Annotated in this window: 25 protein-coding genes; 16 read left to right on the forward strand and 9 right to left on the reverse strand. The window is 43.7% G+C overall.

The features are described from left to right. Positions 1 to 114: 114 nt before the first annotated feature. Positions 115 to 654: a cytochrome b gene (locus ATB76_RS03890; RefSeq protein WP_061034681.1), complete on the forward strand. Its 540-nt coding sequence runs from the start codon at positions 115 to 117 to the stop codon at positions 652 to 654. Beyond that, a complete protein-coding gene (locus ATB76_RS03895; RefSeq protein ID WP_038870789.1) occupies positions 651 to 1220 on the forward strand; it encodes a YceI family protein in 570 nt (189 codons plus the stop codon). The genes ATB76_RS03890 and ATB76_RS03895 overlap by 4 nt, the downstream gene beginning before the upstream one ends. 99 nt (positions 1221 to 1319) lie before the next feature. Here the strand turns inward: ATB76_RS03895 and focA are convergent, their stop codons facing one another. After that, entirely contained in the window at positions 1320 to 2771 is a 1452-nt protein-coding gene (gene focA / locus ATB76_RS03900; RefSeq protein WP_038870786.1) for a formate transporter FocA, read from the reverse strand. A 287-nt stretch (positions 2772 to 3058) separates the two neighbouring features. On the opposite strand from focA, the gene ATB76_RS03905 reads away from it, so the two are divergent. Next, positions 3059 to 3964, forward strand: coding sequence for a LysR substrate-binding domain-containing protein (locus ATB76_RS03905; protein ID WP_038870783.1), 906 nt, complete (start codon positions 3059 to 3061; stop codon positions 3962 to 3964). A 285-nt stretch (positions 3965 to 4249) separates the two neighbouring features. Further along, positions 4250 to 4729 (forward strand): DUF1097 domain-containing protein, encoded by a 480-nt coding sequence (locus tag ATB76_RS03910; protein ID WP_038877926.1) that lies wholly within the window; start codon positions 4250 to 4252, stop codon positions 4727 to 4729. 160 nt (positions 4730 to 4889) lie between these two features. Here the strand turns inward: ATB76_RS03910 and ATB76_RS03915 are convergent, their stop codons facing one another. Continuing rightward, on the reverse strand, positions 4890 to 6521 hold the full coding sequence (locus ATB76_RS03915; RefSeq protein ID WP_038870778.1) for an ATP-dependent endonuclease: 1632 nt from the start codon (positions 6519 to 6521) through the stop codon (positions 4890 to 4892). Positions 6522 to 6794: 273 nt separating this feature from the next. On the opposite strand from ATB76_RS03915, the gene ATB76_RS03920 reads away from it, so the two are divergent. From ATB76_RS03920 to ATB76_RS03935, 4 genes are all read left to right on the forward strand, one after another. Further along, positions 6795 to 8537 carry a bifunctional UDP-sugar hydrolase/5'-nucleotidase gene (locus ATB76_RS03920; protein WP_061034682.1) on the forward strand — a complete coding sequence of 581 codons (1743 nt, stop codon included), beginning with the start codon at positions 6795 to 6797 and terminating at the stop codon, positions 8535 to 8537. Between the two features lie 527 nt (positions 8538 to 9064). After that, complete coding sequence (locus ATB76_RS03925; protein ID WP_061034683.1) at positions 9065 to 10084, forward strand: TerC family protein; 1020 nt, start codon at positions 9065 to 9067, stop codon at positions 10082 to 10084. Between the two features lie 279 nt (positions 10085 to 10363). Beyond that, positions 10364 to 10555: a hypothetical protein gene (locus ATB76_RS03930; RefSeq protein WP_005424996.1), complete on the forward strand. Its 192-nt coding sequence runs from the start codon at positions 10364 to 10366 to the stop codon at positions 10553 to 10555. A gap of 137 nt (positions 10556 to 10692) precedes the next feature. Continuing rightward, complete coding sequence (locus ATB76_RS03935) at positions 10693 to 11391, forward strand: DUF1223 domain-containing protein (RefSeq protein ID WP_061034684.1); 699 nt, start codon at positions 10693 to 10695, stop codon at positions 11389 to 11391. 5 nt (positions 11392 to 11396) lie between these two features. Here ATB76_RS03935 and ATB76_RS03940 read toward each other — a convergent pair whose 3' ends face one another. From ATB76_RS03940 to ATB76_RS03960, 5 genes are all read right to left on the reverse strand, one after another. Continuing rightward, positions 11397 to 12299: a homocysteine S-methyltransferase family protein gene (locus tag ATB76_RS03940; RefSeq protein ID WP_240538025.1), complete on the reverse strand. Its 903-nt coding sequence runs from the start codon at positions 12297 to 12299 to the stop codon at positions 11397 to 11399. Positions 12300 to 12466: 167 nt separating this feature from the next. Beyond that, the gene (locus ATB76_RS03945; protein WP_038870769.1) at positions 12467 to 13024 is read right to left on the reverse strand and encodes an alkylphosphonate utilization protein; all 558 of its coding nucleotides are present in this window, start codon (positions 13022 to 13024) and stop codon (positions 12467 to 12469) included. A gap of 280 nt (positions 13025 to 13304) precedes the next feature. Beyond that, positions 13305 to 13514: a YgdI/YgdR family lipoprotein gene (locus tag ATB76_RS03950; RefSeq protein ID WP_005435119.1), complete on the reverse strand. Its 210-nt coding sequence runs from the start codon at positions 13512 to 13514 to the stop codon at positions 13305 to 13307. Positions 13515 to 13649: 135 nt separating this feature from the next. Then, positions 13650 to 16058, reverse strand: coding sequence for a VolA/Pla-1 family phospholipase (locus ATB76_RS03955; RefSeq protein ID WP_061034686.1), 2409 nt, complete (start codon positions 16056 to 16058; stop codon positions 13650 to 13652). Positions 16059 to 16080: 22 nt separating this feature from the next. Continuing rightward, the gene (locus ATB76_RS03960; protein ID WP_038870765.1) at positions 16081 to 17322 is read right to left on the reverse strand and encodes an outer membrane protein transport protein; all 1242 of its coding nucleotides are present in this window, start codon (positions 17320 to 17322) and stop codon (positions 16081 to 16083) included. 411 nt (positions 17323 to 17733) lie between these two features. Here ATB76_RS03960 and ATB76_RS03965 point away from each other — a divergent pair, with 411 nt between their 5' ends. Then, complete coding sequence (locus ATB76_RS03965; protein WP_042602278.1) at positions 17734 to 18762, forward strand: site-2 protease family protein; 1029 nt, start codon at positions 17734 to 17736, stop codon at positions 18760 to 18762. Positions 18763 to 18918: 156 nt separating this feature from the next. On the opposite strand, the gene ATB76_RS03970 is transcribed toward ATB76_RS03965, so the two are convergent. Beyond that, positions 18919 to 19704 (reverse strand): M48 family metallopeptidase, encoded by a 786-nt coding sequence (locus ATB76_RS03970; protein ID WP_038870761.1) that lies wholly within the window; start codon positions 19702 to 19704, stop codon positions 18919 to 18921. Positions 19705 to 19896: 192 nt separating this feature from the next. Here ATB76_RS03970 and ATB76_RS03975 point away from each other — a divergent pair, with 192 nt between their 5' ends. From ATB76_RS03975 to cutA, 5 genes are all read left to right on the forward strand, one after another. Beyond that, the gene (locus tag ATB76_RS03975) at positions 19897 to 20331 is read left to right on the forward strand and encodes a hotdog fold thioesterase (protein WP_061034687.1); all 435 of its coding nucleotides are present in this window, start codon (positions 19897 to 19899) and stop codon (positions 20329 to 20331) included. A gap of 17 nt (positions 20332 to 20348) precedes the next feature. Beyond that, positions 20349 to 20582, forward strand: a complete 234-nt coding sequence (locus ATB76_RS03980; RefSeq protein ID WP_038870757.1) for a DUF3389 domain-containing protein — start codon at positions 20349 to 20351, stop codon at positions 20580 to 20582. A gap of 79 nt (positions 20583 to 20661) precedes the next feature. After that, positions 20662 to 22368, forward strand: coding sequence for an SgrR family transcriptional regulator (locus ATB76_RS03985; RefSeq protein ID WP_061034688.1), 1707 nt, complete (start codon positions 20662 to 20664; stop codon positions 22366 to 22368). Further along, positions 22352 to 22603: a hypothetical protein gene (locus ATB76_RS03990; protein WP_038870753.1), complete on the forward strand. Its 252-nt coding sequence runs from the start codon at positions 22352 to 22354 to the stop codon at positions 22601 to 22603. Before ATB76_RS03985 ends, ATB76_RS03990 begins: the two co-directional genes overlap by 17 nt. 9 nt (positions 22604 to 22612) lie before the next feature. Further along, a complete protein-coding gene (gene cutA, locus ATB76_RS03995) occupies positions 22613 to 22945 on the forward strand; it encodes a divalent-cation tolerance protein CutA (RefSeq protein WP_061034689.1) in 333 nt (110 codons plus the stop codon). Here the strand turns inward: cutA and ATB76_RS04000 are convergent. Beyond that, positions 22907 to 23503, reverse strand: coding sequence for a DUF2238 domain-containing protein (locus ATB76_RS04000; protein WP_038870750.1), 597 nt, complete (start codon positions 23501 to 23503; stop codon positions 22907 to 22909). The two genes, cutA and ATB76_RS04000, sit on opposite strands and share 39 nt — an antisense overlap. Positions 23504 to 23725: 222 nt before the next feature. On the opposite strand from ATB76_RS04000, the gene ATB76_RS04005 reads away from it, so the two are divergent. Together ATB76_RS04005 and ATB76_RS04010 are read left to right on the forward strand one after the other, a co-directional pair. Further along, positions 23726 to 24565, forward strand: coding sequence for a 2OG-Fe(II) oxygenase family protein (locus tag ATB76_RS04005; RefSeq protein ID WP_038870749.1), 840 nt, complete (start codon positions 23726 to 23728; stop codon positions 24563 to 24565). A 112-nt stretch (positions 24566 to 24677) separates the two neighbouring features. Beyond that, positions 24678 to 25298 carry a DNA-J related domain-containing protein gene (locus ATB76_RS04010; RefSeq protein WP_045405328.1) on the forward strand — a complete coding sequence of 207 codons (621 nt, stop codon included), beginning with the start codon at positions 24678 to 24680 and terminating at the stop codon, positions 25296 to 25298. Positions 25299 to 25361 lie beyond the last annotated feature (63 nt).

Consider the following 25361-nt stretch of genomic DNA (forward strand, 5'->3'; position numbering starts at 1 on the left):
AGGTGTTATTGGTTAGATGTAAAGGATGGTAAATAATCTGTTGCATACAAGGTAAATAAGTTAATGTTGTGTTTCTTGCTCAACATCAACTTAGGAATATATCTAGGACGTGAGATGGATACACTGGTAAAGAATTACAACCTAACTGCACGATTTATGCATTGGCTATCTGCTCTTTGCATCATCGGTTTATTTGCTGTGGGTTTGTGGATGGTCGACCTTAGCTACTACAGCGAATGGTATCGCACTGCACCACATTATCACCGCTCTGTGGGCATTTTATTAGCAACCCTCACTTTGGTACGCATCGTATGGGAGCATGTGACGGTGTCACCAAAAGTGGAAGGGAAACCTTATGAAGTAGTTGCAGCGAAAGCCGCACACGGTGTGATGTATCTATTGCTCATCACCATCTTTATTTCAGGTTACCTCATCTCAACATCTGATGGTCGCGGTATCGAAGTATTTAATTGGTTTACGGTGCCAGGGGCGGGGGAATTGTTTCCCGGTCAGTCGGATATTGCAGGTGAAATTCACTTCTATGCAGCTTGGGCAGTAATCCTAATGGCAGGTTTACACGCAGCTGCTGCACTCAAACATCACTTTATCGATAAAGACAACACATTAAGAAAAATGTTAGGAGCTTCAAAATGAAAAAGTCACTTTTCGCTACAGGATTAGCAATCGCTATGGCACTACCTTTTGGTGCTAACGCTGCAGATTACGTTATCGATACGAAAGGTGCTCACGCATCAGTTAACTTTAAAGTTAGCCACTTAGGTTACAGTTTCATCAAAGGTCGTTTTAATACATTTTCTGGTGACTTTTCTTTTGATGAAAACAACATCGCAGATTCGAAAGTAAATGTAGTGGTTGATACGACAAGCCTTGATTCAAACCATGCAGAGCGCGACAAACACATCCGTAGCGGTGATTTTATTGATGCCGGTAAGTTTGGCGAAGCCACATTTAAGAGTACCAAAGTTGTCGACAAAGGCGACGGTAAGTTAGATGTAATAGGTGACCTAACGCTACATGGTGTTACTAAACCAATTACGATTACTGCTGAATTTGTTGGTGCAGGGAACGACCCATGGGGTGGTGAGCGTGCGGGCTTTATTGGTCAAACTCGTCTGGAACTTGCTGACTTCGAAATCCCAGTAATGGGGTCTTCTAGCTACGTGGATATGGAACTGCACGTAGAAGGTATCAAAAAGTAACCTTCTTGCAGTACAACAGAGTTTCCAAATGATGAAAGCGCTCTTAATTAGAGCGCTTTTTTATTGGTGCCAACCGTATATTGTCAGTATTTATATTGTTTATGCGGTTTCTAGAACGTTATCTTCAACAAGGTTTAAGCGTTCGCCGTAAACTGGGCGCAGAGCTTTAAGCACTTCATTACGTGTTACAACGCCAACCATCAACCCATTTTCTAGAACAGGGAGTACCTGAGGTTTGCTTACTTTAATGCTTTTTGCTCGCTCTTCTAGAGAAAGAGACGTTAAGCGTGTAGCCATCCCCATACTTGTTGTCGGGTATAGTTGTTCTTTGTCAATGCAAAGGAATTCAACGACATCAACTAGGCGGTCATTGGCATCAATTGCCACGACATTACGACTCATCAAATCTACGACTTTCTGTTCGTTAGCAGGAATGTAGTCTTGGCACCACAATTCAACCATCACATCATGAGCAGAAAGGAAGCCAACTAGACGGTTTTGAACATCAACAACAGGTGCACTGATTAGATTGTTATCCAATAGGGTATCAAGTGCAGTTGCTACTGGCATTTCTACGCTTAGCGTAACTGGCGTTGGGTTCATGATTTCTTTAACGATAGATGCATTTTTCATAGTGCTTTCCTTAACTGACGTGAGTGTTGTAGTGTTTGTAATTGATGCAACTTTTGCTGCTTTTAATTCTGGGCGACGGTAAATACACCAGTTAGCCAAGCCAACTAAGACGGCACCACCGACGATGTTGCCAAGTGTCACTGGAATTAAGTTTGCAGTAATAAAGTGACCGACATTTAAATCTGCGTATTGAGAAGCTGGTACGCCAACTGCAGTCCAGAACGATTCCGGTGCGAAGTTTGCGATAACGATACCCAGCGGTACCATGAACATGTTTGCAACACAGTGCTCAAAACCACTGCTGACGAACATGGCAACTGGCATGATGGTCATTGCGGCTTTAGTCATTGCATTTGCAGAGCTGAATGTCAGCCAAATAGCTAAACAAACAAGTAAGTTACAAAGAATGCCCAGTGCGAATGCTTGTACTAAGGTGTGGTGCAATTTATGTTGTGCGATGTTCAGTGCATTTAAGCCCCACTGACCCGCGTCCATTGTGTACAAGCCTGCCGCACTAACGAGAGCCAGTAAGAACATGGCACCAATAAAGTTACCAACGTAAACTTTGCCCCAAATCGAAAGCATTTTGCCGAATGAAATTTGTCTGTTTGCCCAAGAGATGCTCGAAAGCACAGAACTGGTAAACAACTCACCGCCGCAAATCACGATGAGAATTAAGCCCATACTGAACGCTAAACCACCAGCAAGACGACTAAGACCCCAACCAGCGTCAGCACTGCCTGTTGTTACTGTGATGTAGAACAGGAAAGCCAATCCGATAAATGCGCCTGCCATGATGGCCAAACCCAGTGTCATGCCGCTGGTTTTATTTGCCTTACTTAGCGCAAACTTCTCAGCTTCAGCCATCATTTCTTTTGGAGAAAAGTATTGATGATTTTCAGAGCTGCTCACCGCCATGTTGACTCCTTAGTTTGTGGTTCCATAGAAACTCCTTAGTTAATGAAATCGAGGTATTAAATGCGCTCGAAAATGAAGGTGTTAATTGTGTTTTGTTGCGGTGTTCCCGAACCGCATATCCAGATTAAGCACTCAGGACGTACAGGTAAAATTGATAATATTTAGAATCCTCATCAAATTATTTGATAAGTTCTGTAGGGTAGGTAAAATGAACCTCATTGCGTATTTACGCATGGATTTTGGGGTCGCGAGGGTATGAGGAATACTCGCCAATTAGGGAGACAACTTTGCGCTACTCACTTAAGCAATTAGCGGTTTTTGACGCAGTTGCAGACACCGGCAGTGTAAGCCAGGCCGCAGATAAACTGGCTTTAACACAATCAGCGACAAGCATGTCGCTTGCGCAATTAGAAAAAATGCTTGGCAGGCCTTTGTTTGAAAGGCAAGGCAAGCAAATGGCCCTAACGCATTGGGGGATGTGGTTAAGGCCAAAAGCTAAGCGTTTATTACAAGACGCGCTGCAAATAGAAATGGGATTTTATGAGCAGCATTTGCTGAGTGGGCACATTCGATTAGGTGCCAGTCAAACTCCGGCAGAACACTTGGTTCCTGACCTTATCAGTATCATTGATAACGACTTTCCAGAGATGCGAATCTCACTTGGAGTACAAAGTACGCAAGCCGTTATTGATGGAGTGTTGGATTACAAATACGATTTGGGCGTGATTGAAGGGCGTTGTGACGATAACCGTTTGCACCAAGAAATTTGGTGTCGTGATCATCTTACTGTAGTCGCAGCGTCTCACCATCCGTTTGCTCGTAACGATTCGGTTAGTCTTGCTCAGTTAGAACATGCAAAATGGGTTTTACGTGAGCATGGTTCTGGTACTCGCAAGATTTTTGATAGCTCTATTCACCATCTCATTGAAGATCTCGATGTTTGGCGTGAATATGAACACGTCCCAGTGCTACGCAGCTTAGTAGCGAACGGTCAATATCTTACTTGTTTACCTTACCTTGATGTAGAGCGATACATCGAAGCGGGTGAACTAGTGGCACTAAACGTACCTGAACTAAAAATGGATCGAACGTTGTCGTTTATCTGGCGTGCGGATATGGCGGAAAACCCATTGGTTGATTGCATCAAGCGTGAAGGTCTACGAATGATGAAAGGTAAACCTTCGGTGCTTTAAACGATATCTGATATAAATTGACCGAATTTTTCAAAAGGCTCTGCATTAGGCAGGGCCTTTTTTGTGATTTTTGATCAATTCATTATGATTTTGTTATTTTCGAAATCTGTTGATTTATCGGTTGCGTCAAATTTAACGTGTAAAAAATGAAACGATATGAAGTTTAACGTGATCTTAATCACCGAAGTGATAGGGCTATATGCCTAGTATTGACTGCCTGATTTCAATGTATGAAGGCAGTTCTCAAACCAATTCGGTACGAACTAGCAAGCGGGTAAGAATACCATGACAACACTTTTAGCAATCTCTATTACTACTGGCATTCTCTCTGGCGTGTGGGGCTGGATCGCGATCTCCCTAGGCCTGTTATCTTGGGCTGGCTTTCTTGGCTGTACAAGTTACTTTGCATCCCCGACAAGTGGCTTAAAAGGCTTAGGAATTAGCTTAATTACCAACTTGAGTGGTGTTTTTTGGGCAATGGTGATCATCTACGGTTCTACTTACGCTGGACTAGAGATTCTTGGCTACGTAATTACTGCTGTTGTTGCGTTTTTCATGTGTATTCAAGCCAAGCAAGCTTGGTTAGCGTACATTCCTGGTACTTTCATTGGCTCATGCGCGACTTTCGCTGCTGATGGCAACTGGCAACTTGTCGTTCCATCACTGATCTTAGGTGGTGTGTTTGGTTACCTGATGAAAGCGACGGGACTTTGGTTACATGCGAAATCAGCCGCTACTTCTTCGCTTGCTGAGCAAGTACAGTAGTGAACCCCCGATCTTATTTGTATCCGCTGTGTATTGAGACTTATCCCGCTCAATACAGTTAATCAAAATTATTGATTCTTGATACGAGCACACCAAATTGGTGTGCTTTTTTATGTTTGTATTTCCGTCCGCTTATCTGCAACACAAGTCATGGGCACGATCAGGTGTTGCCGTTCGCCATCGTTACTACTCGTTTTAGGGTCCAACGAAGCAAAACAGGGATGCATTCGACACCTCGTTCTTCGCAATGGGCAACGATAGCAAGGGCTAAATCTGGCTTCGCTTGTTTCTTCAAAACACGATTAACCACTTTTTTCGCAGGGATCGGGTGGTCATGAGGGATCTTAACAATGTCTTTGAAGAACAATTCGAACCCGTTGTTATACAAGAAGTGTTCAATGTCTCGATCTGGCAATTCGGTTAAGCGATGGCGTTCCTGATCATTATCTAAGTGCGCTCGAACCGTATGTGCGTATTTTTTCCCCGCGGGGTCTCCATCGGTAACAACGTGCCAATCAATCCCAAACTCTTTGGCCACTTTGATGAGTGACTTCAAACCTGACTGTGCAAACTCAACAATTTGAACACCCTCCGCCGCTAAATCATATCCGCATTGGCGGGCGAGTTCGTTAAATAGCCATACTTCAGTTTCTCCCTCAACCAATAACCAACAGCGAGCAAAGAGTGCACCAGCACGGTGGAAGCGAATGTGGAAGCCAATCCGTCTCAATTGATCGACACTAAATCGGTTAGTATTGAGTGACTTTGCAACGGTCTTGTCTGATAAACGAATTAAACGTCGGATAGAGGCCAATGGAACAGAACCGAGCAAACGGGCACTGTTGGTGGTAAGAATCTTCTGCATTGGTAATAGCTGCAACAAACTCCAAGCACGCGATAAGTGGGTAGGGTGTAAACGACCTTCCGGATCTTCAATGATCAAAATAGGGCGAGCGCAGCGCCTCAAGTCGGTTGGACCTTTTGCTTGCAAATACGCGTTTAGTAAGCCCATTAAAAGCAATCGACTTTGTTTGTTGTTGGTTTCTTTAAGAAACTGCGCAAGGCCTTTTTCAGAGGAGGGGCTCGCATAGAACAATCCGTCGCGTGGCTTTCTTGGGTTGCCTTTTTTAACACTTCGGAAAGCAAAGTAGTGTTCGACCAAAGTTTGCATGGAGCCTAGACTACTTCGTACCTCACCTTTGTTGACATGGCCGGGCATGGCAACTAAACGACGACAAGTGTTGTTAATCCGTTTTTCAATACGTGCATTTTTGCTGTCTCCATTGGTGGGAGGTGCAGGGAAACGACGTGAGTCGCGTAAACGAATCACTGGATGCAGCGTCATGAGTTCAACCGCGAGCTTTTCTGAATGGTGCAGTTGTTTTGGTTCGCCGTCGCAATCTAGAAAGGCGTACTTTGTCGTCGTGTTATGGCCGTCTCGCGTGGCACTTATACGGTAATAAATGACGTGCTCATTGTCTGCATTGATACACCATGTCGGCTTTATACGACGGTAACGACCAGCATTCACTTCTTGTTTATCTTGCGCCTTAAAACACAGGATAATTTGTAAATGCTGCGATTGCGGATGGGCGATGGCGTAGTCAACGTGGAAATCAGTCATCTCAAACTGATAAAGAGAACCGTCAGCAGGAAGGGCAAGCGAAAGCGCATCAAGTAATGATGATTTGCCCCAAGTATTTTCACCAATCAAGGTGGTGAGTTCGTCAAAAGAGAGTGACAGGCGTTTGATGCCTCTAAACCCAGAGATTTCGATGCGTTCTAGTCTCATCTCACTCCTCCTTGCAATTATTTGAATTATAGAGAGTTCTTTTGCTTCTCCTAAGCATATATGAAATTGGTCTAATCGAGTTAAGCTCAGTTCACAAAATTAAGAGCATTCACCCTAGGAATGCAGACCGTTTAGGCGTAAAGTCGCTTTCATAATTGTACGCAAGATGAATCTTGATCACGTTAAAATGAAATGACAATTTCTCTGTTTCATAAAATTCATGATTCTGTCATGATTCAATTCTAATAATTAAAAGGAATGAAAAGAGAGAAGATGACAATGAATAAAAATCATAAGCCAGTCAGAATCAAACTGGCGCACATCAATGACACACATTCCTACTTTGAACCAACGTCATTACAACTAAAACTCAATATCGATAACGAACGTACACTGGAGCCGTACGTGAGCGCTGGTGGTTTTTCGCGTATTGCAACGCGCGTAGAACAGCTTCGCGATGATGCTCAACGCCAAGGTCAGGGCATGTTGTTCCTTCATGCTGGTGACTGTTTTCAAGGCACGTTGTATTTCTCCCTATTTAAAGGCAAAGCAAACGCTGATCTGTTAAATGCTCTAAACATCGATGCCATGGCTTTAGGCAATCATGAATTAGATATGGGGAATGAGCCAGTCGCGTTGTTTTGTCAACGTACTCACTTTCCACTGCTTGCGGGCAATTGGGATTTGTCGAATGAGTTATCGAGCAAAGATCACCGTATGAGTGATTGTGATAATGTACTGAGCTTCGATACTGCAACTCAAAGTGCGCAATATTTGGTCAAAGAATTTGATGGCGAGAGAGTGGCCATTTTCGGTTTGTCTATTGATAAGATGAGCGACATCGCAAACCCAGATGCGGATACACCATTCATATCTGCAATTGAAACCGCAAAGCATACGGTTGAACAGATTAACCAAGCGGGTATCAAAAATATCATTCTTTTAAGCCACTTAGGTTACGAAGGCGATCTTGAATTAGCATCCAAAGTAGAAGGTATTGGCATTATTGTCGGCGGTCACAGTCATAGGTTACAGGGTGACTTTACCGCTATTGGTCTAGGTCAAGACGACCCTTATGGCATTAAAGTTAATGACACTTACGTTGTGCAAGCTGGTTATCATGCGCTGACGATGGGGCATTGTGTGCTTGAGTTTGATGAAAGCGGCAAACCGACCATGCTAAATGGCCAAAATGAGTTGTTGCTTGGACGTCGAATCTTTTGGGACTCAACGTTAAACGAGCAGCTCGATCAAGGTGTGTTTGAGGAAGCGTGTGACTTTATTCATGGTCAGCCAAATGTGGTGGTGTGTAAGAAGCACCCTGAAACACAGGCAATTTTGAGTGATAAATACATTCCGCGAGTGCGCAAGTTGCAAGCACAAGTCATTGCAAACGTAGTGCAGAAAAAGCGTCATGTTCGAGTGCCCGATGAATTCGGTGGTAGCGAGCTTGCGCCATCCGTTGCACACTCCTTTCTTTATAGTTTGAACAAACGTGGCCATCAGGTTCAATTTGCAATTCATAATGCGGGTGGGGTGCGCACTTCTCTCAATCCGGGAAAGATCACCGTGGCAGATGTTGCCGGACGATTGTTGCCATTTGCCGTGCCAATCGGCTGTTATGATGTGCAAGGTAAAGCGATTCGTCTAGCATTGGAAGGCGCAATCAATAATGCACTCAACAATGGCGTTGAAGGCACTGGTTCTGGTAGCTACCCATATACGCATAACTTGAGCTTTGAATACGATGCGGGTGCGGCAAAAGGACAACGCATTAAAAAGTTAGAAATTTTTGATGGGGATCGTTGGTCACTGATTCAAGAAGAAGAGTGGTATCGCGGGGCATCCTCGGCCTACACAATGAAAGGTAAAGAAGGCTATGAAGCCTTGTTAAACATGAAAGGTGAAGGGTTTGTGAGTAACCTTTCTATGGCCGATTGTTTCATTGAATTACTGACCGATGAACCAAACTGTTTGAACGAAAATCACAAAGTTTATTCCCAAAAGAACCAGTAAAGCTTATTGGTATCCTTTTTGCTCTCTTTCTGTTGCACATGCGATTAAGAGGGAAGAGAGTATGTGGAAAAAAGATTGGGCTGATGCAGCGGTCGTCGTTGCGTGGGTCGCGGTTTGGTCAACACTGGTTTATTTTGTACCATTAACTGGTTTGTAAACCCGATAAGTCATCAAAAAGGAGCACAGCCGTGCTCCTTTTTTGTATTTATCATCCAGTTGATAGGTGCTGCTGATAACTGTTCTTCACAAAATACTTTGTTTTTATCGATAAGTAATTTTTGTTGGAGATCGCTGCAGGCAGGGGTATGATGGCGGCGTTTGGGGAGTAGTTAGCGCAAGTTTATTTATCGTCATCTCGTTAAGCATCAGCTTATCCGGTAAATAAAGGTGATACTTGATTCATCAAGTCGTCACTTCAACGAGACCAACGCATTCATTGATTAGCAGACACATGGGTAATGTGACTGCTGGTTTGTATTGTTTGCGGAAGGTCAGCCCGAATAATGTCCTTCCGCTCGGGAGGAAGCATGTCTCTTATCGAAAATACCACCCAATTATCCCAGTCTGTTCCACTGCAAGAATCACTGACAATGTACGGTGTATTCGGCCTATTTACCTTGGTTTTAGTCGCTCTCGATATCTATCAGACTCGTGGCGGCGTGATTACCATGAAAAAAGCGATTGGTTGGAGCGTATTCTGGTTCTTATTAGCGTTTGTCTTTGCAGGTTCTATCTATTTCTTTTGGGATTATTACGCGCCTCATAGCGTTTATACTCACGAAAAGGCGACCATATCATTCTTAACGGGTTATTTGCTTGAGAAATCGTTAAGTGTCGACAACTTGTTTGTTTTTGCGATTATCTTTGCGCAATACAAGGTGCCAGAACATTTACGTCCTCGTGCTTTACTGTGGGGTGTCATTGGTGCGTTAGTGCTACGTGCAATCATGATTGCTGTTGGTGCGCAGTTGTTGGCTCAATACCACTGGGTGCTTTACCTATTCGCGGCATTCCTAATTTGGACTGGTATCAAGTTAGCGCGAGATAAAGGCGAAGAAGAAGAGGTGAACCCTTATCCTGAGCAATTCATTCGCAAGTTCTTACCAGTGACAGACGAGTATCAAGGCAACCACTTGATCTTAAAACAGGCAGGTAAGTGGGTTGCAACGCCAATGTTGATCGTTGTTGGTGTGATTGCGGTGATGGACGTTATGTTCGCTCTGGATTCTATCCCTGCGATCTTCGCTGTCACACGCGAACCGTTCCTAGTTTTAGCGGCAAACGTATTTGCTCTACTTGGCTTACGTTCATTGTACTTTGTACTTCAAGCGATGTTGGATAAGTTTGTTTACCTAAAACCAGCGTTGTCGGTCATCATGATCTTTATCGGTATCAAGATGCTGCTAGTCGGAACTCAATATGAAATCCCGACGGTTTGGTCTTTGACCTTCCTGGTGACAGTGATGACAACCGCGGTTATTGCTTCTATCTATAAGAACAGAGAAAGCGATAGTTCTAGCGTTAATATTACTAATCAAAACTCTTAAGTATTTTGTAAATTTGAAATCCTTAAAAAGATTGTTTAGTTAATTAAATGTTGCAAATCAACTTGGGTTTACACACGTAAATCCAAGTTATTCAACTAAAGATTTCAATTTATGAATAACTATTCATTTTGGTGGCTTTTGTATTCTGGATATTTGTAAATACCTTGTTTTATTAGAAAAACTAATTTGAATGAGCAAATTTTGTCATTTTTTGCTCAATGAAAAAATGACTAATATACAACCAACGAAACAAATTACTGCTTTTAAAGAGAGGCAATCATGGCACAAGCAATGCAAATGACAAATGTAGCTTTACCAACCTCTATGGATAAGAAAACCTACTCGGTTAACTTCAAAGGATTGATTGCTCACCTACTAGACATTCTTTTTGTAGACAATTCTGCACCTCGCAGCTACTACGCAGAAGATTTGTCAGCACATATTCAGAAAGATATCGGTATGTATCGTTAATCTGAATGGAAAGCGAATTCGAAATGCCGGTTTAATCGCCGGCATTTTTGTATCTGAAATCGCCACATCTAAAACAGTATTGAAAGCTATCTTTAGGTAGCACGGTCATAGTCAGTAGTTACAAGAAGGAACTGTCTATGATTGCTATATCAACTTTGTCTATTCTAGCGAGCATTTCTGCTTCTCAAATATGGTCTCATGAGGGACGGCCTGCCCAAGTCATCGAACTGTTTACTTCAGAAGGTTGCTCTAGTTGTCCACCTGCAGACAAATACCTTTCTACGTTCGAATCCAACCCTGATTTGTGGGGAAAGTACATTCCCGTTGCCTACCACGTTGACTATTGGGACTATCTTGGCTGGAAAGACAAATTTGCAAAGCCTGAATTCTCTCAGCTGCAACGTTTGTATCGTGCTTATGGCGTGGTAGGGAGCGTTTATACTCCGGCATTTGTCGTTGATGGTAAAGAATGGCGCGGCTTCTTCAACTGGCGTGAGCGTGTGTTACCAAGCAACCACAATGATAAAGCCCAATCTTTGGTTCTAGAGCGATCTGGCAACCAATTCACCCTGCGATTTGAAGAGTTGGGTATGTATGATGCGACGATTGTGTTTCTCTCAAATAATGAAACCACACCAGTGAAAAGGGGTGAGAATAAAGGTAAAGTCCTTGGGCATAATTTTGTGGTATTAGATAAACAACAAAGTCGTTCAGAGAATGGACAGTGGACGTTTAAGCTCAGTCAACCATTAGATAATATTGATGCTGTTGCGGCGTGGGTGACTGAGCCTGGTACCTTTAACCGTGTACAGACGGTTGCAGGAGAAATTGATTAGAATGTTTACACTGCGTTTTTCCAATCCACCAACGCTTTGATGTGTTCTGGGCCGATACCGCAGCATCCACCAATGACGGTTGCTCCTTTTGCATACCATTCTTTGGCAAATTCGACGTATTCTTTTGGAGTAAGTTCGCGCATGGACTGAAGTGCACTATTCGCTTCATGATCAGATTTAATTGCAGTAAAGTTATTTGCATAAACGCCAATATCAATATTGCTCTTGTGTTTGTTTAAGATTGCGTTGGTGTCGCTGACCGCTTTTGCCATTACCTCTGGTACCGAACAGTTGAAGTATATACCACGTGTATTAACCGAAGCATTGGCCACCACTTGTTCAATGGCTTGCGTCACGGTTTCCCCGGAACGAAGGAGTGCGGTGCTTGACACGTCGTCGTTGAGAGAAAAGGCATAAACGACCGGTTTATTGCAGCTATTAAAGACGTTTTGCAAACAAGTGAGCTCCTCTAGGCTACAGATCGTTTCCGCAATCCAGATCGCGACATAGTCATCTTGTGCTTTCAGTAACGTTTCGAAGATCTGTTCGCCTTGCTCTTTTTCAAATAGGTCAGGGCGATAGCTACCAAATGCGGGGGGAATACAGCCTGCGACGATAATGTCGTTTGGTGATTGATTTGCGCATTCTTGTGCAATCTGAGCCGCTTGACGAGCAAGTTCACTACCACGTTGTTCGTAGAGTGTTTCACCAAGATGAAACGGTACACAAGCATAACTGTTGGTGATAATGATCTCCGCCCCAGCATTGATAAAGCTTTGGTGCGCCTGATAGACGTACTCGGGAGATTCAATCAGAGCTTGAGCGCTCCATTGTGGCTGCGAGAAAGGTGCCCCAATGCGTTTGAGTTCACGGCCCATACCACCATCAAGAATGGTTAACTTCTTCATACAACAATCCATCTTAATTTGTTCCTTCTCGAACCATAATCGAAAATGCTTGAGAGCGAAAGCGAGGAATGACAGCGATAAAATAGATAAGTAGAAGAAAGCGGAAGTTAGAAACGAAAACGGGGTCCCAATTGGAACCCCGTTAAACTTCGAAAGTAATATCGAGATTACTTCTTACGGCAGTACTCAGCGATCACGTACATTGACTGACCGCCGTTTGCTTTACCTGAAACAAGTTTAGGATCATCACCAAGGCTGATACCACGAATAACAGTACCTTGTTTGATTACTTGGTTTGTACCTTTAACTGGTAGGTCTTTGATTACGGTTACGTCGTCACCTTTTTTAAGTTCAGTGCCGTTGCAGTCAACCGTTTTGTCGTCAGCAGACATACCTTTCATTGCCCAGTTCATTTGCTCTTCTTCCATGTACATCATGTCAAGAGCATCTTGAGCCCAGCTTTCAGAGTTTAGGCGAGTAAGTTGGCGCCATGCAGTGACTTGTACCGCAGGTACTTGGCTCCACATGCTGTCGTTTAGGCAGCGCCAGTGGTTAATGTCTTTAGGATCTTCGATCTCACCATGACACTTATCACAAACCATGATAGCAGTATCAACAGTCACGTTACCGTGTGGTGGAACAGCAAATGCTGTTAGTTGAGATTCAGAAGAACACAGTTCACATTTTGACTCGCAGCGAGCAAGCAAAGTAGCTTCGATAGACATAAGGACTCACCTTAGTAATGTTTTTTTGGTGGCGGTATTATCCACTTTATCCTGAGAAATAAAAGGGTGTTAGAGAATTAAAGGCGAGATTTTACAATATTCCAACCTGAAAGGAGTGAAGATGTAAAATATTCGCTAACCAAATAATAGTGAGAATATAAATAAGGGTGTTGATTGTTTTGAATGATGAATTAGTTGCATTGATAAAGGCTATTGGTTTCAAGTTGAGTTATTCAGAGTGAATGAGAAGTGCCCTCTGTTTTCCAGAGGGCACGGTGTTTTATCGTTCAATGATCTGTACAACTTGGTCTTTAGAAATGCTCATTTCTTTTCCATCTACGTCCTCATATTCGTACATACCAGTATCTTCATTGAGATCAGGCTTGCCGTAAGAGGTAATGATTTTCCCTTCATTCGTTGACATAAGATATTGGCTGCTACCGCAAGCGGCAAGAAGTAGTGCAGTGGCAATCACGGTCAATACGCGCATAGAGTTTTCCTTTTTAAACAAGTGAGTTAGACAAAGACATCGACTTAACTATAGCAGAGGAAATATGAGTGGGTTTGAATAGCACTGAAACGAAAAAGCCCAGTCGAAACTGGGCTTTGGTATTGCTAAAGATACTTACTTAAGTACAGAGGTATTGGTGACACCAGTTAACATATCATCCATTAGGAAGTCAGCATTTTCCATCTGCATTTCTACATGATGGTCTAAGTCAGCCAGTGTTCCGCCTGGGGATGCAAACGTACTGTGTGTTGCTGTCGCATTAAATTGAACAAAGCTAGCAGAAGGAGATACCGCAGTATTTGCACTGTTCACAGTTGTTAGCCCAAGTTTAGCCGCAAGAGGTTCAGTACCCGCGAATGGTGCGTTTGCAACATTGTTTGGTACGGTATCGTCACCATCTACCTCTGTCATGAAGAATGGTGTTGATAGTGAGCCACTTGAGACAAGATCACTTGCATTGGTAAATGGATCAACTGTATCCAGCGTAGTTTGTGCCGCATAGATAAAGCTAGAGAAACCAGCATTAAGTGCCGCTAGTTGTGTGTCGCTTGCTACTTGTTCAAATGCCTCGTAACACGCTTTGTCAGACAAGTCTGCACATGATGCATCTGCATAGCTCGCGTAATCTGTTGAAGCTGCGTACGCTAGGTTATGCTTGATCTGTGGACCAAAGTTAGACGAACCAAGCAGTAGGTTACCAATTTGGCCACCTGCGTTTTGAATTGATGCGCCGCTGAATGTGTACAACGCGTCTGCCGTTGGGCTACCCAATGTGTTGTTCGCCGCTGCTACTGCAGAAGTACCGACGATACCACCCAATGAGTGACCAAGCATCTTCACTTTTGAACCCGTCATCGGGTTAAAGCCTTGAAGCGGGCTGCTTGCCAGAAGGCCAGCTTGCGCTGAAACAACTAAGCTTGCACGTAAACCCAGCACATCGAGCACGCTTTGGCGAAGGTTATCACGCGCCACTGCTAGGTTAGAAAGGTTCAGGTAAGCCAGTACATCTGCGTTGGCAGAGCGTTGGTCATCTAAACTACGAGTACCATGGATTGGTAGATCGATTGCAATAACAGCAACACCTGCTTTAACCATATTAAAAGCAAAAGAGTACGCATTTTCTTTAGCTGATGTAATACCGTGTTGGTAAATCACGACATCTGTAGGTGTGCCAGTTTGCGGTGTAAACAACAAGAACTCTACGTCTTCGAGTGATTTAACCACTGGTACAGGTGAATAACGAGTGATAATACGGTCGCTATCCAATTGTGTTCCGTCCGTTAGATACAGAGTCGAACCAACAAGCTTTAACTGCTCTGTCGGGTCCGTAGCTAACTTAGTGACATCTACAGGATCATCGGCAAATACACCTGTAGAAAGCTGTTGAACCATGTTCGCTTGTTCGCCTTCATCCGCTAGTGCAGCACTGACTTTAGCAAGGCTAGGCATTGCAGAAACCATTGGTTGCATGTTCCAGTCAGCGCCTTTCTCTAGATAATGAGGCAGTTTTGCAACACCTTGTGTCACATTGACCGCCACGTTAGCGCCAGCATATAAACCTTTGATTGCTGTTTTAGCTGCATCCAGGTCACTAACGTACTTGTTAAAGTCTTCATCAGCGTCAAGTGCTGTAACAAAGTCTTGTGTCGTCCCCATTGTCAGAGTGTATGCGGTAGAAAGGTCAATGGCACCTTCATTTGCGTCGTTTTTGTACACAGTATTTAACGTATTAGCACCAGTAGCAAAACCGGTTGCCGTGACGCCTTTCACAGCAGCAAGCGTATCGCCTACAGATTGTGTGCTAAACCATGATGAGTAAACAATATCAGCAGGGTTGACACTTGCGAGTCCGAAAATACCCTCTACTGCTGTCGTTGCAGCCTGTACTGAAGCTAAGTCACCAGTCTCATAAACGATCTCTTTCGTTTTACCTGTCGCATAGCTTCCTGACGTACCAATTGGATTTCCGTTTACGTCTTGAATCGCTTGAGTTACCGCGAAGATGTATTCGCCAGATTCGTCCAAAGAGTTCATAAACTGAATGTACAGAGAATTGCCGCTCGCTTGTACAACGTAGTCAGTACCCAGCGTAAGTACTTTTTCGATTGGGTTTGAAGCGCCATCCCAATCGGTAAGACGTTGGTTTATTTTAATAACACTGATACCAGAAGTAACAAGGCCGTCAGCAAAACCATCGCCATTGAAGTTAAGAACGATTGGCATAGACGTTGACCAACCATCCATTGTGTTCATGGCAGCTAGGGGATTAGTTAATGCATCGTCCCCGCCTGTTGGAAGGCCAAGCGTTCCGTCTGTGCTATCCATCAATAAGTAAGATGGCGCAGGAACGTCTGCATCTGCACCTTGCAATGTAAAGCTAATCGATGTGTTGCGGTCAAGTAGCGCTTGTACTTCAGGCTCAAACGTCGGTGTATCTGATGTACCAGAGCTCGATGTATTGTCACCACAACCTGCAAGTAGGATTGCAGAACAAAGCAGTGATAGTTTAAACGTATGTTTCATTGGTTTACTCCGTTAATCCTAATTACTTGAACGTGTAGTTCATTTGTACAGCACTGATGTAGGCCGTACCTTCTGAATCAAAAGTGATCTCTTGATCCGCGGCGTTGGTTTCAGTAAACGAGCCAGACTTACTCTTGACGAAAGCAAAACCTGCATCGAAGGTTAGGTTTTCTTTCATTGCATAAGTCACGCCTGCGCTGTACCAAAAACGGTCGCTATCAGGGATACTCAATGTGGCTTCACCGGCTTGCTCGTCATAGGCGATACCCGCGCGAAGTGTCCATTGGTTGTTCAGAGTGTATGTACCACCGAAGGAGTAACGGTTGTTGTCTTCGTATTTTTCAGGTTTGAAGAAGCACACACCACCAGCACAATCTTTACTGGTTGCTTTTAACTCTTTAAATGTGCTCCAGTCCGTTTGTTGCCATCCGTAGTGGATCGCCCACGTTTCGTTTAACTGATGGAATGCAGAAAGTTCGATAATAGACGGAAGAGAAATTTGCAGACGGCCATCTACTTTTGCAGCGTTGGCGACACCAGAGTCATAGCTGCTGAATTCACCTTCATCAAAGTCAAGGTCCACTTTAGAGCGGTAACCAAAGCCAAAGCGGTTGTTTTCATTCAGCTCGTATAAAGCGCCAATGTTCCAACCCCAAGCAAACGTGTCGCCTTCCATACCAATGAGGTTGTCGGATTTCTTGCTGTCAGGACCAAATAGCGGAGCAAGTGCACCTTTGTGGCGAGTTAACTCTGCGTGTGCGTATACTAAGTTAATACCACCACCGACGCTGAATTGCTCGTTAATGCGATAAGCGATATTAGGGTTTAGGTTGACGGAAAGTAGGGAGGTATCACCCGCCATATCACCGGCAGAGATATCATCTGGGTAATCAGTCGCAACACCATAGGTAGTGAACATACCAATACCCCAAGCCCATTGATCATTGATTGGGCTGATGTAGTAACCCGCTGGAACGATTTGTAGCGGTGCCACGTCGTCAGCGTGCTCTTTATGGTAAGTGTCGTAGACGTTAACTTCAGGGTCGACAATAGACAGTGCACCTGAAAATTGAGCTTCTTTAAAAAGTGTCATCGCAGCTGGGTTACGTGCTAATACGCTTGCATTATCCGCAACCGCGCCTTCACCTGAAAATGCTCTACCAAGACCAGATGCCGAGTGCTCAGCAACCTGAAAGCCCGCCGATTGGGCATTACACGCAAACAATATTGAAATTGTAAGCAGAGAGCAGTGCTTCTTGTTCATCCTTGACCCTCCTAGGGTGTCATTATGTTAGACCGAAGTCTTTGTAATTGTTGTGTAGCGATTACACCAGCTGTTGTCGGTTCGAATTACAACTGCGATGTAACGATAATGTTAATTGTATGTTTATTAACTTGTCAAAGATCATACCTATATTACGTTTTAAATTTGATGCATAGGTCAAATGGCATTTAGTAAGGCCATGTATTATGGTGATATTTTTATAACAAATGGTACGACCAGAGTTTTTTTGTAAATCTGATGGTTAAATGATAGTCAAACACTAGTTGTTAACATGCTTTTCGTTCGATTCCTTTACAGGCATAATCCGCACTTCGTGTTTATCGCATTGGGAATAGCGTGGAATTACTACACATTGAATTTCTTGGGAGACCATTGAGATTAGAAGGGTCAATGGCTGGATGGCAGCAGTTGTTTTGGGATAACACTTTGGTATCGCAAATTGATGCCAGTGAGGATGATTCAGGCAAAACCTCACATCAATTTAAGCTTTCTTCAGCGGAAGAGATCTTATCTTGCCAACTCGACTGTGAGCTAAATTGGCAACCGTTTGATTTCAAATATCAAGCGTTTGTCGACGATGTTTTGGTTACCGAAGGAACAAGAAACGAAAAAGACATTGAGCGTCAGATACCGGTTGAAGCGCCGCCAACCGAAAAGCGTTTTAGTTTAATCGGTATGGTGTCACTGGGGATGAAAGCGCTGAAGAGTGCGAAAGTCATCAAGGTTGCGCTTGCGTCGGCAAGTTTAGCAGCGTACTCCTGGTTATTTTCCATTGAGTTTGCTTTGGCATTGTTGGCGTGTCTTGTTTTTCACGAATACGGGCACATTAAGGCGATGAAGTACTTCGGCATGAAGACCAAAGGAATTTATCTAATCCCGTTTCTTGGTGGTTTAGCGCTGAGTGATGAAAAGATAAATACTCGATGGCAAGACGTGGTTATTTCTATAATGGGGCCGTTCTTTGGCTTGGTGCTTAGTATCATTTTCACCGTTCTTTACTGGATGACTGGAGAAATGATCTTCGCAGGGTTGGCAGTGTTTAATGCACTGTTAAACCTTTTCAACCTATTGCCGATTCTACCTTTAGATGGTGGTCACGTCTTAAAAAGTATTACCTTTTCAATGAACACTTGGGTCGGGCTTGTCGGTAGTATTCTTGCAGCATTGTTTGGAATTTATATCAGTTACACGTTTGGTTTAACGTTATTAGGATTTCTATTAATGATGGGCATGCTGGAAGTGGTAATGGAATGGCGAACGCGACATCAAAGCCACTTATTGCCGTTAACTCGTTATGGCCAACTGTTCTCGTTTGCATGGTACTTAGTATCCGTCGGTGGTTTTGTTGCGATCATTTGGTACTTTGCTGGGTTAGGAGATAGCTTACTCAGTTTGCCATTGCAAATTCTGGGCACCTAATTTTCGCTCTCGAGCTGACCAATCTCGTCTAAAGCAGGGACCATAAAGGCAAGAACTAAAAAGAAAGCTCCGGTAGGTTTTAGCCTAACGGAGCTTTCGTGTTTCTGGTGTTAGATTAATTATGTATTTTTACGTAATACAACCTAAAACATTAAATTACCCGCACTTCGGAGCTTTCACGGTAGAAGCTGGCAAGGTTTTAATGGTGGCCTGCAAATCTCTGATACGAGTGTTATGCGATGGGTGAGTTGAGAAGAACTCAGGTGGTTGCGCACCACCGGCTTTGCCCATATTTTGCCAAAGATCGACGCTCTGATTCGGGTCGAATCCCGCCTTTGCCATAAAGCCAAGGCCAACAATATCCGCTTCCGACTCTTGAGTTCTACCATAAGGAAGAATCACACCATACTGAACACCAACACCTAATGCCGCCATGGTCATTTGCTGGTATTGTTTGTATTCAGAGGCGCCGATTGCAACATTAGCAAGGGACAACCCTGCGTTGGTGAGTTGGCTTTGAGAGAGGCGTTCGTTACTGTGATCCGCTAGGACGTGAGCAACCTCGTGGCCAATAACGGTTGCTAATTGGTCTTGGTTTTTAGCGACTTTCAACAGTCCTGTGTATACGCCAATTTTGCCACCGGGTAACGCAAAGGCGTTCACTTGGTCACTATCAAAGACAACCACTTCCCAATCTTTAAACCCAGCTTGTGGTGGAATGGTATCAGTGATTTGTTTTGCAACACATTGAACGTATGCATTGGTTTTCTTGTCTTTGCTGATCGGGATCTCTTTCTTCATTTGATCAAACGATTTTGCACCAAGTGAAGACATTTCTTGATCAGAAAACATTAAAATCTGATTGCGGCCAGTAGGGGAAGAACTGCACGCTGTTAAGCCAGCTATAGTGAAAAGCACTGATGCTTTAATCCATGTTCTCATAGTGGGGTCCATATAAATATTTTCTGTTTTGTACCAATAGTATAACGCTTAGTAAAGAAACTTTAAGCCATTATGTTGATCACGTTGAACGATGTGTTTCGTCTTGAAGTGATGTTACGATCGGGACTATCCTAGAGGCACTTCAAATCGAGATTACCAGTGGTTGTAACTGGTTAGAATAAGAGCGAAAACATGAGTATTTGGAAAAAGCCAATGAACTTGGAGGTTCTTAACGCTACGTCTAAGAACACCATGATGGAACATCTGCAAATCGTCTATACCGACTTCACTGACGACTCGCTTACCGCGACCATGCCTGTGTGCAGCTTTACTCATCAGCCATTAGGGATGCTTCATGGTGGTGCATCGGTTGTGTTAGCAGAAACGTTAGGCTCACTTGCCGCTAATTTCTGTGTGGGCGAAGGCAGTTACTGCGTTGGCTTAGACATTAATGCCAACCATGTGCGTGCGATGAGAAGCGGTTACGTTATTGGGACGGCTACACCAGTGCATTTAGGCGTATCTACACAAGTTTGGCAGATCAATATTACCGACGAACGAGAACGTTTGGTTTGCACCGGTCGTTTGACCATTGCAGTCAAACATCAAAAAGAAAAGACAGCATAATTCAACGAAGGTAAGGCATGGTTATCGAATTTTCTCTGGGTAAGATCATCGCAACCCAACGTGAAATTGTCATCAAGTTAACCGGTTCGGGTATGGTTACGATGCAAGCCCAAACTGATGCAATTCAATTGCTTGGTCGTGGTGCGAATGTGGTGTTAGCACATGGCGCAGAAACAAAATGGTCGATCAAACTCGACGATGAAGATCAATTACGCCAAGTAGCGCAAGAAATTGGTATCGACATTCAATAATTTCACTTCCGAGGTTTGCACTTTTTGCAAAAAATGAGGAAACTTAGTTTATCGCAATGAAAACTAAAATTTCCTCTTTATGAGCAGTCCTCGTTTACGTGTTCAATTCGAAACACTGTTTGAAAAATTTTCTGGTAATGACACGGAAGTTCAACTCGAAGACATTACCGAAGCGCTCTTTTGTACTCGACGTAATGCCCGAATCGTTCTCAATAAATTAGAGGAAGAAGGGTGGATTGAGTGGCATCCTGCCGCTGGTCGAGGAAAACTCTCTAAACTTGTCTTTAAACGTAATCGCAGTGACGTGAGTGAAAACTTGGCTCGTCGTTATCTTGATGAAGGAAAAATTGGGCAAGCTTTAGAAGCGTTAGACAATGATGCCGCCAAACTGACTCAGGTAATCCAAGGCTACCTTGGTTTGCAGCACCGTCAGGGTGAGCAAGTCGTCCGTTTGCCTTACTATCGGCCATTAGCCATGTTGAATCCTCAGAAACCGATGCGTCGGTCTGAGCAACATATTGCCCGACAAGTATTCAGCGGTTTGACTAAGCTCGACGACAACGAACAACTACAGCCGGATTTGGCGCACTATTGGGAAGCGCTATCCGATACCCACTGGCGTTTTTATTTGCGCCGAGGTGTTCGTTTCCATAATGGAGAGTTGCTCACGACGGACTGTGTTATTGAAAGCATTTCTGCATTGAGTGGCTTGAATCTGTTTTCTCATATAGAAAAAGTGATTTCACCAGAACCGTGGACGGTGGACATCCATCTTGTACGTCCTGATAAGTATTTGCCCCTCGCGTTGAGTGAGTCTCAGGCGAAAGTCCTGCTTCCCAAGACGCTTCGCTCAGAAGAGTTTGATCGAAAACCCGTCGGTACAGGGCCATTTCAAGTCAAAGTAAACGATGACAAACGACTAATATTAACAGCGTTTGACGGTTATTTTGGACTACGTCCGCTACTTGACCAAGTCGAAGTCTGGGTGATTGATGAAGCGTACTCTTCGATGGTTTACCCAAGCTTGTCAAAACCACAAATGGACAAACAAGCCTCCACCGACGAAGTCGAACTGGACCCAGGCTGTACCTTTTTACTACTCAATAAAAACAAAGGGATAGCGAAAGATCCACGTTGGGCAGAGTTCCTAAGTCAGGTATTGAACAGCTATCAAATTTACTCTCTTGTGCCACAAGATAAGGTCATCGAACTCGGAGTGCTTCAAGCATTTGGATTAAAACCTGGTTGGATAGATCTTAAGCCTACGATGGGAGGTGATGCGCCTCAAAAAGAGAAAACGATTTGTGTTGCTTATCAGAAAAAACACCCAATGTTTCCGGTCATCGGGAAGGCCATTAAAACACTGTTAAAGCCGCATGGTATCGATGTAGATTTCATTCGCTATGATACTCAGCCGCCTTCCCCAGAAGAAGTGGATATTTGGATTAAAGCCATGGGCATTGCCACAAATCGCAATGACGCACTAGCAGGTTGGCTACTAGACTACAGTGATATCGATAAATTTAGCGCAGGGTACGACTTTTCTGGATGGGCAACGCTGGTGGATCAGTGGCGAGCAGGGCGACACAATGATTTTCCTGCACGAGAGCTTGGTCGACAATTAGTGAAAAGTTGCCAAGTCATCCCGATGTTCCACTGCTGGCTTGGCGTAAACAAAGACCACAGTGGCGCATTACAAAACGCCAAATGCAACGCACTGGGCTGGTTCGACTTTAGCAATGTATGGGTAAAACCAGAAATAGAGAAAAATGGCGAAACCGAATAAAAAACAACCGACAAAAACCGTCGAAATATACTGCGCAAAATGCAAAGCTCAGCTGTTTAAATACCGTAAAGGAGGAAAGGGTGCTTTGGTCAAATGTTTTAAAGAACGTATTGTCGAAGACTTCACTAAAGTGCCTTGTGTTTGTCCGGGTTGCGAGCAAGAGTTTGCACGAGATACGTTGGTGAGAGGAACGCCCGCCTTCAAGATGATTGGCGGTAAGGTCACAATGAAATAAGAGTCAGTTATGAGCGAACAACACGATTACTGCATGGTATTGAGTACAGCGGGTACACAACAAAACCGAGATGAAATTATCAAAGGTCTACTAGAGGCTAAACTCGCTGCGTGCATTCAAACTATGCTAATAGAAAGTCATTATGTGTGGAAAGGGGAAATTTGCAGCGATAACGAATGGCTCATGGTGATTAAGACGCGGCGTGATTTGTATGCATTAGTGGAAGACAAAATAAAAGACCTGCACGAATATGAAGTTGCTCAAATCGTACAGGTCCCAATTGTCGAAGGGTTTAATCCGTATTTAGAATGGCTTCGCCAATCGACGTTGAGTTGTCAGTAATAACAAAGAAACTATCGCACCCATGGTGTCGCACAACATGTCTTTCTGGGCATCCCAAATATCGCCCTGTGATCCCAGAAAGGCAATGCCTTCATCTCCACCCGCAATTGCGGCGTACCACCATTCAATGATCTCGTAGCCAGCCGCTAACGACATGATTGCAAACAAAGCGAACCAAGAAGCGAAGCTTGCGCTGATTTTCTTTTTATTAATCAGATATTCAGCGATTGGGTATGCGTATAAGCCAATAGAAAAGTGCGCGACTCGGTCGAAGTTGTTGCGCTCAGATCCAATCAAATTGTTAAACCAGTCAAAGGGGACTTCTGCGAACGTGTATTTTGCGCCAATGGTATGTAAGCAAAGCCAAATGAACATCAATACGTAAGCGGTGTTACTGAATTGGTAACGAATAGACAGTGCCCAAATCGCGATGAGAATACCAATGGCTGGTACGATTTCGGCAAACCACACCGCTCGAGAGCTCGGCTCTAACGCTGAAAACAGAAATACGACGGCATAGAAAATGGTTAAACCCAATAAGGTAGAAGTATTCTTCATAGAGAAATTGATCCTTCAATTAAATACTGACGTTATGATTACACTTAATTGAACGCTGTGCAATTGTTTGTTTTATCAAAATAATGATTACTGTTTTTGTTGATATATTGGCAAACTGCTCAACAATAAAACGTTTGCGCGGAAACATTTCATTAAAGTTTGATTTACAACATGCCCATCCATAGAATTCACGACTCAGTCTAATAAAAAAGAAGTAAAGTCATGAAACTGGAAACTGTCGATTATCTTGCTGACGATGCTGCTCAACAGTTCGTCACCTCACTACGTGAAACTGGGTTCGGTGTATTAAAAAACCACCCAATCCCACAAGAGCTGGTCGAGTCAATTTACAAAAACTGGTACGAGTTTTTCAGCTCAGCGCAAAAAAACGATTTCCAATTTAATGTTGAAACACAAGACGGTTATTTTCCACCTTCCGTTTCTGAAGTTGCGAAAGGCCACAGCGTAAAAGACATCAAAGAGTACTTCCATGTATACCCATGGGGTCAGATCCCTGTGCAGCTAGAAAAAGAAATCTTAGAGTATTACGAACGTGCGAACGCATTTGCTCAAGAATTACTTGGCTGGGTAGAAGAGTACGCACCGAAAGAGGTTCAAGAGAAGTTTTCTATTGCGCTGTCTGAAATGATCAACAATAGCGACAAAACATTGCTACGCGTTTTGCATTACCCACCAATGACGGGTGAAGAAGAACCGGGAGCAATTCGCGCTGCGGCTCATGAAGACATCAACTTACTCACGGTGCTGCCTGCGGCAAATGAGCCGGGCTTGCAAGTTAAGAGTAAAGAAGGTGATTGGTTAGATGTGCCTTGTGACTTTGGTAATATGATCATCAACATTGGTGACATGCTACAAGAAGCGTCAGGGGGTTACTTCCCATCAACGACACACCGAGTCATCAACCCAACGGGTGGTCGTCAAGAGAACTCCCGCATTTCTTTGCCGTTATTCCTCCATCCAAAGCCTGATACAGTGCTTTCGGAACGTTACACAGCACATAGTTACCTGATGGAACGACTACGAGAACTCGGCGTTATTTAAATCAATGAGATCTTCGTTCAAAAGGCCGATCGTTTCTTACTGTCGGCCTTTTTGTGTTTATGGTACAAATTGACTAGCTTTAGAGAATAAACCGAGAAAACAAAGAGGATACATGGACGAACAACATGACGTTTGCCAACGTGGTCATCATGATATGGAAAATCCATTGTTATGGCCGATCCTCGAAATCCTCAAAAAGAAACCTTCAGGCTGGAAAGTGCATACTCTAGCTCATGAATTGAGTGAGCATGGTTACATTGCCCAATTAGACTCATCTCCAGATAAAGATCTCTTCAAACGTAACTTCTTGTTGATGAATGCGCTCTTTCAATTACAAGAAACGTTATATCCAGAAGGTTGGCTGCAAGTTGAAGCCATGGACATCGTGTTAATGTCCTCATTAGAAGCTACGCGCCATACTATCGATACGACGAATCCGTTACGAGAATACTACCTCGACTGGAGTAATTATGAAGCCAACGAAGGAGAGGTACGCCGATTGCTGAATGACTTTTGGAATCGCTATCAACACTTCATTGGTGGCTCATCCAGTTCTTGTATTGATAGGTCCAAAGCGTTGAGTCTGTTTGAGTTAGGGCGCGACGCGACAAGAGTGGAGATCCGTAAGCAATGGCGAAAATTAGCGTTGCGTTGGCATCCAGATAGAGAAAACGGCAGCGCAGAACGCTTTCGTGTGCTGTGTGATGCGTGGAACGTATTAAGAAACGGATAGTTAACTAGAAAACAGTTGAACATAAAAAGGCAGCGGTGAAACGCTGCCTTATTTAATTCTTCT

This window comes from Vibrio sp. MOR3 (assembly GCF_001557775.1).
Taxonomy (GTDB): Bacteria; Pseudomonadota; Gammaproteobacteria; order Enterobacterales; family Vibrionaceae; genus Vibrio; species Vibrio jasicida.